The 15840-nt window shown below is 42.2% G+C and carries 10 protein-coding genes and 1 pseudogene; 8 read left to right on the top strand and 3 right to left on the bottom strand.

Annotated features, from left to right (window positions below):
• Window positions 1-41: 41 nt before the first annotated feature.
• The 3 genes from AB4Z17_RS10915 to AB4Z17_RS10905 are packed head-to-tail and all read right to left on the bottom strand — an operon-like array spanning window position 42 to window position 3556.
• Entirely contained in the window at window positions 42-1634 is a 1593-nt protein-coding gene (locus AB4Z17_RS10915) for an ABC transporter substrate-binding protein (protein ID WP_441959760.1), read from the bottom strand.
• 49 nt (window positions 1635-1683) lie between these two features.
• Complete coding sequence (locus tag AB4Z17_RS10910; RefSeq protein WP_441959758.1) at window positions 1684-2550, bottom strand: carbohydrate ABC transporter permease; 867 nt, start codon at window positions 2548-2550, stop codon at window positions 1684-1686.
• 52 nt (window positions 2551-2602) lie between these two features.
• Window positions 2603-3556: an ABC transporter permease gene (locus tag AB4Z17_RS10905; protein WP_441912212.1), complete on the bottom strand. Its 954-nt coding sequence runs from the start codon at window positions 3554-3556 to the stop codon at window positions 2603-2605.
• A 237-nt stretch (window positions 3557-3793) separates the two neighbouring features.
• Here AB4Z17_RS10905 and AB4Z17_RS10900 point away from each other — a divergent pair, with 237 nt between their 5' ends.
• The 8 genes and pseudogenes from AB4Z17_RS10900 to AB4Z17_RS10865 form a co-directional block, all read left to right on the top strand.
• Window positions 3794-6184, top strand: coding sequence for an AraC family transcriptional regulator (locus AB4Z17_RS10900; protein WP_441959756.1), 2391 nt, complete (start codon window positions 3794-3796; stop codon window positions 6182-6184).
• 208 nt (window positions 6185-6392) lie between these two features.
• Entirely contained in the window at window positions 6393-7667 is a 1275-nt protein-coding gene (locus AB4Z17_RS10895; RefSeq protein WP_441959754.1) for a Gfo/Idh/MocA family protein, read from the top strand.
• 364 nt (window positions 7668-8031) lie between these two features.
• Window positions 8032-8964 (top strand): hypothetical protein, encoded by a 933-nt coding sequence (locus AB4Z17_RS10890; protein ID WP_441959752.1) that lies wholly within the window; start codon window positions 8032-8034, stop codon window positions 8962-8964.
• 91 nt (window positions 8965-9055) lie between these two features.
• Window positions 9056-10270: a formaldehyde dehydrogenase, glutathione-independent gene (gene fdhA / locus AB4Z17_RS10885; RefSeq protein ID WP_339204842.1), complete on the top strand. Its 1215-nt coding sequence runs from the start codon at window positions 9056-9058 to the stop codon at window positions 10268-10270.
• A 503-nt stretch (window positions 10271-10773) separates the two neighbouring features.
• Window positions 10774-13002, top strand: a complete 2229-nt coding sequence (locus AB4Z17_RS10880) for a family 10 glycosylhydrolase (protein ID WP_441959751.1) — start codon at window positions 10774-10776, stop codon at window positions 13000-13002.
• A 130-nt stretch (window positions 13003-13132) separates the two neighbouring features.
• The gene (locus AB4Z17_RS10875; protein ID WP_441912204.1) at window positions 13133-14137 is read left to right on the top strand and encodes a LacI family DNA-binding transcriptional regulator; all 1005 of its coding nucleotides are present in this window, start codon (window positions 13133-13135) and stop codon (window positions 14135-14137) included.
• 18 nt (window positions 14138-14155) lie between these two features.
• Complete coding sequence (locus AB4Z17_RS10870; RefSeq protein ID WP_441959749.1) at window positions 14156-15160, top strand: N-acetylglucosamine kinase; 1005 nt, start codon at window positions 14156-14158, stop codon at window positions 15158-15160.
• Window positions 15161-15407: 247 nt separating this feature from the next.
• Window positions 15408-15840, top strand: a pseudogene (locus tag AB4Z17_RS10865) (sugar ABC transporter permease); the annotation flags it as partial.

Here is a 15840-nt window from a genome sequence, read left to right as displayed (position 1 = left end):
TGTAAGCGATACACCGGATTTCATTACTGAGTGATAGATTTTTATTTTTTCCAAGTGTCATATTGAGCTTGTTTTTCTTTGATGATGTCATCTACGCCAGCAGTTTTCAAACGCTCGAGGAATTTAGGCACGGCTGTAGTCGGGTCAATCGAACCAGAGCTGATAGCCGGGATCATCTCAGTCATAACGGAAGCTACGTTGGCAACTTGCGTTTTTACAGGAGTTGGGTCAAATACAAAGCCTGATAATGGCGAAACATCTGCTGTCAGATCATTTTCAAAAACGATTGACTGAGCTTTTCTCTTCATGTCGCCAGCCGCATTTTCGGCATGATCGGCACGGTTGAATGTTGGGCTGAAGGATTGACCGATTTGCCATTCATTCCAGTTGAAATTATATTTGCCTTCAATTTGAGTGAAGTCACCTTTTTCGTTGTAGGTGTAGTCAACGTCTTTTTCTCCTAATGTAATGAGTTTGTATAGATCATCATCAGTGTTTAGCAACTCAATTAATTGCAAAGCCTTTTCAACGTTTTTTGAACCTGAATTGATAGCAATAGCTGCATTGGAGGCAGCTCCAGCTGAAATCAATGTACGAGTAGTAGATACGGATAGAGCAGGGAAATCTTTGTATTCTGTCATGGACATAGCTTGCTCTTGACCTGGAAGATCGATGCTGTCAGGCCAGCCATAGTGCATCGCAAAAACAATTTTGCCAGCTTTACGATCAGGAGTTGTATCTTTTACCGTTGCACCATCTTTGCGCACATAGCCTTTATTGAACCAGTCACGCATAATTTCTGCGTATTTAGCGAACTCAGGAGTTTCAAACTGGTTGATAACTTTGTCTGGCGCATTGAGATTGACCCAGCCAGGAGTTAGCAAATCACCTACAGGCTCCATATCCCAGTAAAGCGGCTCATTGGCAAAAAAACTATGATTAGCGCTAGTTTCAAATCCGATCATATCAGGATGCTTAGCTAACGCTTCGCCAAGGAATGGTCCTACCATTTCGAGAGCTTCTATGGTTGGCTTGCCTTTAACAGCTTTCCAGTCAAACCCCGTTTCTTTGAGAACATCTTCGCGGAAGATAAAGCCACTGCGCTTGGCAACGCCCCATTGCTGATAATTGACAACTGCATAAATACGATCATTTATTTTCACACCATCCCATAGACCTTGAGGGATGCGGGAAAACGTTTCAGGCGCATGTACAGGAAGAAGGTCAGTTAAGTCAGCATACGCTCCCTTTGCGGCGTTTCCAAAGTAATTAATTCCACCCCAGAATGCAGTGAAAGCAAGATCCCAGTCGTCGCCCGAATTGATCATCAGATTCATTTTATCTGCATAAGTACTGCCGTCTACAAGTACTAAATTCAATTTGGCATTGATTTTTTCAGCAATAATTTTATTAGCTTTGTTCATGATGCGGTCAAAGTCATTGACAGGGCTGTTCGACATATAGAAGTTAAGGGTAACGAGTTCTTCTTTTTCCTTTTCTTTTTCAGCATTTTTAGTATCAGGTGCTGGAGTCGTAGAATCGCCGTTAGCGTTTGGTGAAGCCTTCGAGCAGCCAGACAGGATCATGGTGAGAAGCAGAGTTACGCTGATCAACAACATAGAAATTCTTTTCATTGATATCCCCCTAAAAACTAATTTTATTCTCAACTAGATTCTTGTAAAATTACTCTTTTACAGCACCTATTGTTAAGCCTTTCTCGAAATACTTCTGTAGAAAAGGATACAGTAATATAATCGGACCGATGGCAAGTACACAGGTCGCCATCCGTGCTCCTTCACTAGGAAGCATGCCGATAGCGGATTCCATAGATTTAGAGGCTGCTTCATTGGCTTGCAAATAGCCGATATTGTTCATTAAAGATTGCAGTAAATATTGCAATGTGTACAGCTTCGGCTTTTCGATATACAAGGCAGTGGTCGTCCAGTCATTCCAGTAGGAAATCGCTGTGAACAGACCGATAGTCGCCAGTGACGGTTTTGAAAGTGGAAGTGCAATACTGAAAAAAGTACGAATTTCACCTGAGCCGTCTATGCGTGCAGACTCGAACAAGGAACTAGGAATCGATTTGAAAAAGTTTTTCATAATGAGCACGTTGATCGCTGACACAAGGAAGACGACAATGAGAACCCAGATGGTATTCTTAAGATGTAAATATCGTGTTATTAAAATGTAGGAGGGAACAAGTCCGCCATTGAACAGCACGGGAAGGTACACGAATAAAGTGAGTGCATTTCGATAGGTAACTTCAGGTCGCGTCAACGAATAGGACAGCATCGAAGTAACAAGTAAATGCAGCAGCGTACCAACAACGGTTACAAAGATCGTTACTGCGTATGCATTGGCAATCGAGCCTGCTCCGCTAAATACGTATCGATAAGCTGAAATATCAAACACTTTGGGCCAAAAATTGTATCCGTCGACCATAAGCGACTTTTCAGCTGTAAACGATATCGATACAACTAATAGCAGCGGAATAATACAGGTTAGTGCTGATACAATGAATATGAGATGAATCACGATCTTTGACACGTGAAAGTTTCTTGCTAAAATGAAAATCCCTCCCTTTCTCTACGCTGATCGATTAAAATAAGGCGCTGTCGGGGTCTGTTTTTTTAATAATATAGTTAGAAATCAGGACAAGAACGAGACCAATCACTGCCTGATATAGACCAATTGCAGACGACATGCCATAGTCGTTCAGCTTTTTCAGAGAGCGGAATACAAGGGTGTCTATAACATCTGTTGCACCATATAGTGCTCCTGAATCATTGGAAAGGGTATAGAATCCATTCCAGTCGCCCAATCCGCCATTGAACAACTTACCTACCCATAACAACATGAGGACGATAATTATTGGTTTCAGCAGCGGCAGTGTAACATATTTGACTTGCTGCCACTTCGAAGCGCCATCCAATTGAGCAGCTTCATAATAGTCCGTATTAATCCCCGCGATCGCTGCTACATACAATACCGAATAGTAACCGATATTCTTCCACAAATAGGCTAAGGGAAGAATATAGTGCCAATGTGAAGGCTCACTGTACCAGTAAATAGCTTCTCCACCATTTGATTCGATAATATTGTTGACAATACCTCGGTCTACACTAAGCATACCGAACACAATATACTGAACTACAATCCATGAAAGGAAAACTGGCAGCAATAAAGCACCTTTATAGGTGGCTGAGAGCTTTTTATTTTTCACTTCGCTCAATAGAATGGCCAATATTAGTGCACCGAGCGTAACGGTAACCATCTCTATGATATTGTAGAAAAGTGTATTGAACGTAACAATTCTCGCTGTTTCGGATTTAAAGAAAAATTCGAAGTTTTTGAACAGCGGATCCATCCATGCGCTTCCGAATATACCATCGCGTGCATTGTAATCTTTGAAGGCGATTATGACACCGCCCATTGGGATATAACACATGATTGCAATGAATAGTAGACCAGGTGACATCATTAAATAGAAAGGAAACTGTTTACGTACGCTGCGCAATGTTCTGTTATGAATTGGTCTTGTAGTTAGTTTCATTGAGTTCACCCCCTTCCTTGCAATTAATCTTTTACTTCCCTCATTGTATTTAGTGGTACTTTTATCCACAACAATCAAAACCATCATTCTCTTAGTTTTTCGACAGATGGCATCTCTAAAAAATAATGAAATCTACAAAGAGCTTTAATCGTTGTGATGCTAAATGGATACTTATGCTATTATGATGATAATTGTAAATACATAGAAAATCGAAGTCGTATGAACTGGGGGATCACAATGAAGCTACCGAGGATATTGGAAAAAAACAGTACGAGCTTTTTTCGCAAATCATTCTTCTCCTTTCTGATTATTACGATCCTCATCACTGTATTGCTTACTGTTTTCTTGACCATTACTTATTTACGCACGAGTATCTCGATGATTAACCGCTTCAATCATGAGCTGATTGAACATTACAATTACAGTATTACCTACCTAGATGAGACTGCAAAAAAATTAGGAAATGCACTGTACAGCGATAAAGATATCATCCAATTTATTAATATGAAGAAAAATGATGAGATCGTGGCGATTTTAGCAAGCAAGGTCATTGACAAGCACTTTCTGACACTAAAAGATATCGATAGCGTTTATCTTTACAATGCGGGGGCGGATTTGTTTTATTCTTCAAGGAGCGGTGAACGCCAATCAGCCTCTACCTTCTCAGATCAAGCGATTGTAGCGCTGCTAACTGATAAAAACTTTATAGCGGAGTATCGTGGTCGGCCTATTGTGACATCTGTAGAAGAAGCAACGCAATCGGCCGATACATGTTCCTATATCTTATTTGAACCGGGGGAGACTTTATCGGGCTTGAAAAATGCTATTGTCGTCAACATTCGCACGAAAGCGCTTACGGAATCTATTCAAGCGATCAATGGCAATGACCCTGAAACGAAATCTTCTTTTTTAGTCGTTGATTCAAACGGCTCTATTCTAAGTAAGACGCTCACAACGGAGTTTGAGCATAATATGAGTGAAGTAGGCGGATTAAGCCAGCAAGCAAATGAACTTGTTAGAAGCAATAATCAGATACGAGAAATTGGGGGTATCAGCTATTTGGTATCCAGCAGTAAAAGCAACGCAAACAATTGGTATATTATGGGTCTTACTCCTGTAAAAGAAACGTTTAAGGATGTAATTAAAGCATCAATGGTGTCTGCGGGTATCGTAGTTGTTGTATTTATCATTTGCGCAATAATTTGTCTGTACTTGGCTCGCAGACTGAATCATCCGATTCAAACGATTACGAAAATTATTAACGGCGAAGCTTCTGAGAAAAACGATGTAGTCATTTCGAGAATGGAAGAATTTCAATTTATTTTGTCTGTATTCGAGTCTATGAAGGAGAGAAATCAACAGCTTGATAAAATAATCCATGAAGCTGGCTATGCGGTCAAACAAGACTTTCTTAATGCACTATTAAGTGATAGTACTACACACTCTATAGACCAAGTGCAGGAGAAACTACATGACATCAAACTGGATTATATCGCCACCAGTCAGTTGTGCATGTGCCTCATTAAAATCGATAATTACAGCCAATTTGTATCTGTGAATAGCCAGAAGGAACGATGGGCACTACGCTATGCTATTGTGAATATTGCAACAGAACTGGCAGCGGACTATGGTGTGTGCGAAATTTTCAGCAGTGAGCCCGATAAATTCGTRGTGATTATGGATTGTTCCACAGTAACCCAATATAAAGTGCTGCAGGAGAAAATGGAGCGTTACTTGCTCGAGGTACACAGTAATACACTTAAGTATCTTCGTATTTCTTTATCTATGGCGTACAGCACGATGTTTCAGGGGATTGAGCATTTACCTAGCATGTATAATAATATGAAGGGCTCCATTCTGTTGAAGATGCGCTACGGACATGGTTGTATTATTACTCCTTACATGATGGATGAAATCAACACGGATAATTTTCATATACCCGTCAAGAAAGAAGAGCAGTTGGTTGAGAAAGTACTCGAGGGCAATTATGAATCTGCTGCCGCAATCTATCAAAGTATCAGTCCAAAGTTATATCAATACACTTACGACGAAATTTTGTATTGCATTGTTCATTTGATTTACAGTGTTTACTCCAGTGTGCTAAGCAAGATGCCTGCAGTAAAGGATAGCCAGGATTTAACTCTACAAAAGTTTTTGCGCGGGATTCAAAATGCAGAAGTGAGTACAGATATGGACAGCGTAATGGATTCATTTTTACAGAAGCTGTGTAATAAAGTGGAGGTTCTCAGGAACACTTCCAATAGTAATGACCATCTAATCCAACGTATTGTCGCAATTGTCGAGCAGGAATATTCCAATACAGAATTATGCCTGAGCTCTATCGCCGAAAAATTACGGTTATCATCTAACTATGTCGGCCATATATTCAAAACTGCACATGGGCAGTCTATTGCGCAGTATATTTTCGATACGCGAATGCAAAAACTGGACGAATATATGCGCAATACGCAGCTTCCTTTAACATCCATTATTGAAAAGGTGGGACTAGAGAGAAATAATTATTTTTACACGCGATTTAAAAAGCATTTTGGCATGTCTTTGAGTGATTACAGACTGCAGCTTGGGCAAGAGATAGATCATGAAAATGATATGCCATTTCAATATTAGCATCGTTCTGAAGAGCCTGATTCCATTGCGGATATTGGGCTTTTTTTATTAACTTGAAAGTTATCAGATTGCATTCAGAGAAAAGATATTAAATAGTAGTCGATTTGTATTACTTTTCGAAGAAATACAAACTTTTTATTATTTTCAAAATGGACGAACCTATTTAAGCTGATATTAACTAACAATAGAGATGGAGTGGAGCACAGGAATGAAAAAAATTACTGCTGTATTAATTGGAGCTGGACAAAGAGGGGGAGGGGCTTACGCTCCATATGCCTTGCAACATCCAGACGACATTCAATTCGTTGCCGTTGCGGATATCGATCCTGAGCGAATAGAGCGATTCCAAAAAGACCATGGTGTTCTGAATGAGAATTGTTACTTGAACTGGGAGGATCTGCTTGCAGGGCCGAAGCTAGCCGATGCGATTCTCATCTGTACTCAGGATAAAATGCACTATGAGCCTGCGTTGAAAGCATTGGAGAAAGGGTACCATGTGCTAATGGAAAAGCCGATGTCACCCGATCCAAGAGAATGTATTGTCATGGGGGAATATGCTGAGAAATATAATCGGGTATTTTCGATATGTCATGTACTTAGGTATACGGACTTTTTTTCAACGATCAAGCAGATTATTACGGAGGGAAAAATCGGCAAACTCGTTTCAATTCAACATACTGAAAATGTAGAACATCGGCACCAAGCACATAGCTTTGTAAGAGGAAACTGGAGTGCTTCAGAGGTTTCGAGTCCAATGATTCTGGCAAAAAGCTGCCATGACATGGATATATTACAATGGCTTGTTGATGCAGATTGTACTAAAGTTTCATCTTTCGGCTCATTAACTCATTTCCKCAAAGAAAGTGCGCCGGAAGGCGCGCCTAAGTACTGTTTGGACGGTTGCCCGGTACAGGACAGCTGCCCTTATTATGCACCTAAAATGTATATTGAACGAGATGATTGGGTGGGTGAAGTGCTTCGCACGGTTGTTAGCAACGATACAAGTGATGAGGGAGTGCTTCGAGCACTGAAAAATGGGCCATATGGAAGATGCGTGTATCATTGCGATAACAATGTGGTCGATCATCAGGTAGTGAACATGGAATTTGCAAATGAAGTGACGGTTGCGTTTACAATGAGCGCATTTACTTATGAAGGCGGACGCTCGGTGAAGCTAATGGGCACTCATGGTCAGATCAGAGGCGATATGGAGAAGAATGTAATTGAAGTGACGAGCTTCGTTACTCGGGAGACGGAGACTATCACTTTGGATACGGACTTGGCAGGTCATGGCGGCGGTGATACAGGTATAATGAGYGATTTCGTACGTCTTGTTCGGAGTGATGGGAAGGAAGAAGGGCTTACAGGTGCAGGTGTCTCTGTAAAGAGCCATCTGATTGCTTTCGCCGCTGAAAAATCGCGTTTGGAAAGCCGAGTTATTTTGATGGCTGATTATATCAATGAATTAAAGAATAGTAACTGATTGTGCCTTTCAGTCTGGCTTTGTTCCTGTGTGTGTCCTGCTTGTCTCCGAAAGCGTCGTTTGCAGAAAAAGCGCCTGCCTTTTCGTACAGAGGGGAGAGGCAGAAAAGCCTTCCCTTCTTCTTTTAATGAAGAAGCAATGATCAAATCTCCGTTTTTTTATCAAAATGTCCACATAGTGCAAAATTAAGTCTCGTCAGTTCAAAGACTAATTTAGTTTGGGAGTTTATCATATCAGACAACACTATCATTTGTTGATTCGCGGGCGGGTAGAAGCTGATCTTAAATCAAATGATGAGCCAATTCATGATAGCGTTTGCTAACAAAAAAGTTAATCACTCAACTAAGGAAAAGAGGATTTAAATATGATCACAAACAAAACACCGCAATTAGGAAATACGGCACGCAGCTACGATCTTGTTCAAGGCTGGGCAAAGCTTCCTTCTCACTTGGAGTTTGGCTATACACATGGAATCGTCGTAGATCAACAGGATAATGTTTATGTCTTTCATACAGGAAAACCCTCCATTTTCAAATTTGATCAGACTGGACAATTTCAAGCGGCTTGGGGCGAAGAGTTCGAGGGTGGCGCACACGGATTTTATCTTCATAAGGAGCAAAATAGCGAATACCTTTATATCACAGACACAGCTCGCGGTAATGTTGTGAAAATGGATTTGAGCGGAAAGCACTTATTGACATTGGGAACACCTGATCGTCCTGATATTTATAACGAGGAGCTTAAATATGTCCCTACAGATGTAGCCGTTTCGGCAAATGGTGATATTTATGTATCCGATGGGTATGGACAAAGCTGGATTCATCAATATACAGCAGCAGGAGAATATATCCGTTCGTGGGGTGGGAAAGGTACGGAACTAGGACAGTTGAACTGCCCGCATGGTATTTCGATTGATATTCGCAGCGGTATGGAAGAAGTTTATGTAGCTGATCGTGGCAATCATCGGATTCAAGTCTTCACTCTACAGGGCGATTTCAAAAGAGCCATCGTCGATGATATGGATCAGCCCTGCAGCTTCTATTATCACGGAGACGATATCTTCTTCCCAGACTTAAACAGTCGGATTACGATCTTCGACAAAAATGATCGGTTGATCTGTCATTTAGGTGAAGATCAGCAGGCTTACAAACAAGCAGGCTGGCCGAATTTGCCTAAGTCTTACTACAGGGATAATAAATTTAGTTCACCACATGGTATTTGTGTGGATTCCAAGGGTTCTGTCTATGTTGCGGAATGGATTTTCGATGGACGTATAACTAAGCTTGCACTTGCATAATTTCGTGGTAAAGAATCTTCATTATTTAGGCATACAGGCTGATAAAGCATCTAAACTGTAATTAAATAATCTAGTAAATGGAGATGAGAACATGTCTGGAAACAAGGCAGTTGTTTATAGCAAGCCGGGAAGTGTTGAGGTACGAGACACCGCTTATCCAGACTTGGTATTGAAGGATGGACCGGGTGTCAATCCATTGAATGTAGGTCGTAAATGTGAGCATGGGGTTATTCTGAAAGTGATTACAACGAATATTTGCGGAAGCGATCAGCACATGGTTAGAGGAAGGACAACGGCTCCATCCGGTCTTATCTTAGGTCATGAGATAACAGGTGAAGTCATTGAAGTAGGTCGTGATGTCGAGTTTATAAAAAAAGGTGACTTGGTCTCTGTTCCTTTTAATATTGCCTGCGGACGTTGTCGCAGTTGTAAAGAACGTAATACAAATATATGTTTAAATGTCAATCCAGACCGTCCTGGTTCTGCTTATGGTTATGTGGATATGGGCGGATGGGTGGGCGGGCAATCCGAATATGTCATGGTTCCCTATGCAGACTTTCAGTTATTGAAGTTCCCAGATAAAGAGAAAGCAATGGAAAAAATTCTGGATTTAACGATGCTCTCCGATATTTTCCCAACAGGTTACCATGGTGCAGTTAGTGCTGGGGTTCGCCCGGGTTCAACGGTATATGTTGCCGGTGCAGGTCCGGTAGGTCTTGCTGCAGCGCATTCTGCTCAATTGCTAGGGGCAGCGGTTGTTATCGTCGGCGATTTGAATGCAGAGCGTCTAGCCCAAGCGAAAAGCTTTGGTTGTGAGACGATTAATCTGCGTGAGAATGGTGATTTGGCTGGACAAATTGATCAAATTTTGGGATCTCCTGAAGTAGATTCGGCGATAGATTGTGTTGGTTTTGAAGCGCATGGGCATGGGGAGGGGCATGGCGAAGCGCCAGCAACGGTATTGAACTCCATTATGGAAGTTACTCGTGCAGGCGGCAGCTTAGGAATTCCGGGACTTTATGTAACAGGGGATCCGGGTGCTGTGGATGAGGATTCGAAAATTGGAACATTGAAAATTCGTTTTGGTCTCGGTTGGGCGAAGTCCCACACGTTTGTGACAGGCCAAACGCCAGTTATGAAATACAACAGAGAATTAATGATGGCGATCATGAGCGGACGTGCACAAATTGCTAAAGCCGTGAATGCCACACTTATCTCATTAAATGATGCACCAAAAGCGTATCAAGATTTTGATCGCGGCGTTTCCCGGAAATTTGTTATAGATCCCCATGGCGTCGTTAAATAATGTAGTTTTTATCCAGATTGGGAGTATGTCGAAGAAGCTTAGGTTGAACAAGTAGATGCTGTAACTCCAATATTTCGATAGGAACTTCTTGCACGCTCCGCTTGGGGACGGGTGTAAGGAGTTCTTTTCCTTTTTCTACCCCCTTATTCCCTTTGTGTCCACTGCGAACGTGATCGGATAAATGCGAGGCACCTGATACACATCCTGAATGTAGTGTTCCTCTTGTCAGTATAGTACCGAATCACTTAGCACTGAAGAACAATATTTTTTCTTCCAGTTATTGACGTATTTCCGATTGAGTGATAATATCTAGCTAAAGTTAAAAGCTTTAAACTTTCGAGATGCTTGCAGTAGTTTGAATAACAACTTGAAAAACTAACCAATATTAGGACTTAATCATCAAACAGTTAGTCGTTCAAAATGTGATCTCACGGTTTTAACATTTTTTTTAGCCTGAAAGTTAAATGCTTTAAACTTTTAACGAAAAAGGTGGAGATGTTAGGGTGATTAAAACAAAAGGTTTGAAATTGCTGGTGTTTGTGTTAATTGTCAGTGTTCTATTTCCTACTCATTCATTAGGAGTTCAGGCAAGCCAACAAGCACCGTTCGGAACCGAGATCATTGTGCGGACCGTTAACCAATTTAGAAATGTAGCTGACGTAACGGCATTCATTCAAAAAGCTGTTCAGTACAATGTCGATATTATTAGTATGAACGTGAAGCAGGATGAAGACGATGAGGTGCCTTCTGGTCATGTATTCTATGACAGTGCGATTGCCCCGATTGCCGCCGGCTATGAGAATTTCGACGCGCTTTCGCATGTGATCACGCAGGCGCATCAGTATRGTATCAAAGTTCGTGCATGGATTCCCCAGTTCCATGATCAGGCAGCATTTCTTAAGGATCCAAGCTGGCAAATGCACGCTTTCGTTGACGGCAATGTAGTCCCTTTTACAGGCTCGAATGGCAGTGAATATTTCGTCAACCCGATCCATCCCGATGTTCAAGCCTATGAGCGCTCGATAATTGAAGAGGTTGTAAGCAACTATGATATAGATGGCGTGGTACTCGATTGGTTGAGATTTGACGATTACAACATGGATGTAAGCAGCTACACGGTTAACCTATACGAGAGTATTTACGGATTTTCTCCGCTCGATATTAACTTTAATGTGGATTCTAATCGCAGGAATGAATGGAATGAATGGAGAACGGATCAAATCGGCGGCTATGTGCAGGACGTTCGTGAAGACATCGATCAGATAAAAGCAGATATGGAGCTCGGTGTTTATATTTTACCGCCGGAATTTACAGAGGTTGGTCAGAATGTTGCGAAGTTCAAGGATGCGATTGATTTTGTTGCACCAATGGCTTATTTTGATGATTGGGAATTTAATACGGAATGGGTCTATGGCGCCAATGGGATTTTGTCAGATACATCGTCGTTTGCTGGCTCTGGAGTAACGATTGTTCCAACACTGGATAACGATTGGACAGTGAATGAATATCAGGAGGTATATGGCGGTATTAGAGATCACTTTCCACAAGTGACTCATCTCTCCTTCTTCTCCTATGGAGCTTGGGATGAGAACGTGCTAAGCGATATTAATTCGCGAAGGACCTGGCCTGTGGCACAAGACTATGCAGCGAATATTCCAACGGAATGGAAGGCAAGAAATATTGGCTTTAAGCCAGGTAGTGCTAGCTATAGCGGCGGGGTCTTCACATTGTCTGGCAACGCATCGGATATATGGGGCAATGAGGATCAATTAAACTACATCTATCAATCTCTGCAAGGGGATGGAGCGATTGTTGCTAGGGTTGCAGGAATGAATAATATGGATGGCTGGGCGAAAGCAGGCTTAATGATCCGTGAAACGCTTGCTGTGGATGCTAAACATGCGGACATGATCGTAACTCCTGTGAATGGAGCCGCATTTCAATACCGCGCAGCTAACCAAGGGAACACAGTCGATCATATTATAGCTGAAGCTCCTCCGTCGTGGTTAATGCTGGAGCGCAGCGGCAATCAGTTCACAGGCTCGATATCTACAGATGGGGAGAACTGGACCGCAGTGAGCAGCGCATCAATCGCAATGGGCAGTAATGTGTATATAGGTTTGGCACTGAGCAATTCGAGCAGCTCGGCCAATAGTCAAGCGATAATCGATCATGTCTCGCTTAGCGGCGCTTTGCCTGTACTGTGGAAAACCACGGATATTAACTCGACTACAGGAGCTGCCCATTTTCAGTCAGGAACTTATACTTTATCGAGCAGAGACACTGATATATGGGGAACCGCAGACAAAATGCGATACGCTTATCTTCCGTTAACCGGTAATGGATCGATTATCGCTAAGGTTTCCAATATGACAAATATGAACGGATGGGCAAAAGCGGGAGTCATGATTCGTGAGACTTTGGGTGCCAATGCGAGGCATGTCGACATGCTTATCACCCCTAGCAATGGAGCATCATTTCAATACAGGCAGGCAGCTGGAGGCGTAACAACGGACACTGTAACTGCCGCGTCCTTGCCTCGCTGGGTTAAGCTGGAGCGAATAAACAATCAATTCATTGGCTATATCTCCTCCAACGGGGTCAGCTGGACAGAGGTTGGCAGACGCACGTTGACCATGAACAGCGGAGCTTACATTGGGCTGGCTCTAAGCAATCCAGGCAGTTCTACCTCCAATCAGGCCTTGTTCAATGAGGTTAAGATTGTGCGTTAAGCAGCTATTTATAGGATACACAACGCTTAGCATCCATCCAGGATTGACACAATGCTGGATGGATGCTAGCATCACATTGAAATTAAAAGGATTTAACTTTAATACTTACTAAAAGGAGAACAACATTACAGTGAATATACATGATGTGGCAAAAAAATCCGGCTTATCTGTTGTAACGGTTTCCCGAGTCATCAATAATGCACCGTCTGTTCGTGAAAAGAACAGGGAGAAGGTATTAAAGGCGATGGAAGAATTGAATTATCAGCCCAACTCCGCTGCCCAAAGCCTGATTCGAGGAAAGACCGGAATTATTGGCATGACCATTATGAATCTTAACGATTCTTTTTACGATAGAGTGATTAAGGCAGCCAATCGGAAATTAGCAGAGCAAGGATACTTTCTAACCTTGTCTATATCGGAAAATGAGGGGGAAGGGGACACCAGCAATTTCTTATTTCAGAAGGACAGGGTGGATGGCATTATTGTCCTCTCCCCGATTGAAGAAGAAAGCTATATCGCCGAGTTGAAAAGAAAAAATATTCCTTTCGTTCTACTGGATAATCAAGAAGAGCATGAGGATGTATCGAGTGTGGTTGTAGACAATTATTTAGGTGGGTATGAGGCAACGAAGCACTTGATAGATCTAGGACATAAGGAGATTGCCCATATTGGGGGACCAACGCTGTTCTTGAGTGTCAAGGAGCGAAGAAGGGGGTACTTGCAAGCCTTGTCCGAAGCAGGCCTAACCCCATTTGCTATTGAGTATAGTCAGTTTACGGTAAGTGATGGTTACAAGGTAGCTAAGAAATGGATTAGAGATGACAGCCTGCCGACGGCCATATTCGCAGCAGATGACTTCATTGCACTTGGGGTTATCCATGCTCTAAGCGAAGAAGGGCTAAGTGTTCCTCATGATATTTCAGTCGTAGGTTATGATGATCAGGTGCTGGCTGCTGGGTTTTTCCCAAGATTAACGACTGTAAGGCAGCCTGAAGCACAATTAGGCACTATCGGTGTTGAACTGCTCCTGAAGCATATTAACGGCACGATTCAGGAAACGACGATCACCAAGCTTACGCCCCAATTATTAATTAGAGAATCAACGGCCTACTTGAGAAAAAATAACTCGATATAAATAGGAGTGACGATTTACTTGAAATACTATATGGGTATTGATGCAGGGGGAAGTAAAACCTATGCCCTCGTCGCTAATTCTGAGGGAACCATTCYGAGTGTAGGAAGTGGGGGAAACGGCAATCACCAAACAAATCGTGATCAAGCGGAAGATACCCTGCGTAGTGCAGTCTCAGATGCATTACGGCAAGCCCAATTAACCGTTGATCAAATCGAATTTGCTTGGTTTGGCTTAGCTGGTGCGGACAGAGAAAGCGACTATCGCATCTTAAGGCCAATCATTCAGAAGATGAATCTTCCGAATACAAATATTTCGTGTGATACAACAATAGCGCTTCGAGCAGGAACGAATCATCCATTTGGTGTTGTTCTTATCTGTGGAACAGGGGTGAATTGCTCGGGAATGAACAGAAAAGGCGAATCCTTTCAATGCGGGGGATTCGGCTATATGTTCGGCGACTTTGGCGGAGGGCAAGATTTGAGTATAGAGGTATTCCGCAGCGTAATGCGTGCCTGGGAGGGAAGAGAGGAAGAAACGAGCTTATCGAATTTGCTGATAAATAAATTAGGGTATGAAAGCGTCGAGGCGTTAAGGGATAATTTCCTTGATTACTCCAACTATTTGCCTGTCGAAGTTGCAAGATTGTTGTTCGATGCCGTGCAGCAAGGGGATGAAGTAGCGAGGCGTATCTTGGTAAAGCAGGGCGAAGAATTGGGTTTAGCGGCCGCAGCAACTATCAATCGATTAGCTATGAACGAGGAGAAATTCGATATTGTCTTGGCAGGCAGTATATTGACACGCGGCGATCAGGACGGGCTGCTGCGGAGTATTATTGAACGAAAGGCTAAGCAAGCAGCGCCGCGTTGTTCGATTACTATTTTAAATACAGAGCCGGTGGTTGGTGCTCTCATTCTAGCCATGGAGAGCAGTGGTGAGGAGGTATCACCCGATATTATGAATAGCTTAACCGAATTTAAGCTAAAAAATATTCGAAATATTCAAAATGTTCAAAAAACGATGTGAAAAATAATTATAGTGAGTGGGAATTATCTGTAATCGAATCATGCCAGCTATGCTCCTGATCAAATTTGGTGCCATTGAATCTTTCGTTTGCTGAAAGCGGTTCCATAGCATTGTTAGAACTATTCCTATCGGAAGGATGAACTGCAGCAGTAGCAGCAGTTAGAAGCGGATCGAACTAGTATTAATAGAGATATTAAATACCTATGTTGTCTGATTTATTTAATCTTGGCAAAGGAGCAAAAGGCGAATGAAAATCAACTCAAAGCCAACTAGACGCAGCCTATTTATGAAACAATGGGATCTTCAATCTATGGTTTTACCCGGAATCATTTTCGTATTTGTATTCAGTTATATTCCGATGTATGGGGTGTTAATGGCTTTTCAGCAATATGACATTTTCGCAGGGATTTGGGATAGCCGTTGGGTGGGATGGACTAATTTTCGGCTATTTTTTAATGCTCCGGAATTTTTTAATGTGCTGCGCAACACGATAGCTATCAGTTTTTTAAAGCTGCTCATTTCTTTCCCAGCACCGATTATTTTGGCTCTCATGCTTAATGAGATTCGAAATATGGCGTTTAAGCGCATCATTCAAACGGTTAGCTACCTGCCTTATTTTTTATCCTGGGTCATCGTATCCGGCTTCGTCGTCTCATTGTTATCGGTTGATAACGGTACAG

Source organism: Paenibacillus sp. TAF43_2 (assembly GCF_052113545.1).
GTDB lineage: Bacteria > Bacillota > Bacilli > Paenibacillales > Paenibacillaceae > Pristimantibacillus.
The sequence above is the reverse complement of the archived record's forward strand: the minus strand, read 5'-3'. Positions and strand labels throughout refer to the sequence as shown.

Bases quoted from the DNA above. Each gene is read 5' to 3' on its own strand.
- AB4Z17_RS10915 (WP_441959760.1), bottom strand. From the start codon at position 1,634: ATGAAAAGAATTTCTATGTTGTTGATCAGCGTAACTCTGCTTCTCACC.
- AB4Z17_RS10905 (WP_441912212.1), bottom strand. From the start codon at position 3,556: ATGAAACTAACTACAAGACCAATTCATAACAGAACATTGCGCAGCGTA.
- AB4Z17_RS10890 (WP_441959752.1), top strand. From the start codon at position 8,032: ATGATCACAAACAAAACACCGCAATTAGGAAATACGGCACGCAGCTAC.
- fdhA (WP_339204842.1), top strand. From the start codon at position 9,056: ATGTCTGGAAACAAGGCAGTTGTTTATAGCAAGCCGGGAAGTGTTGAG.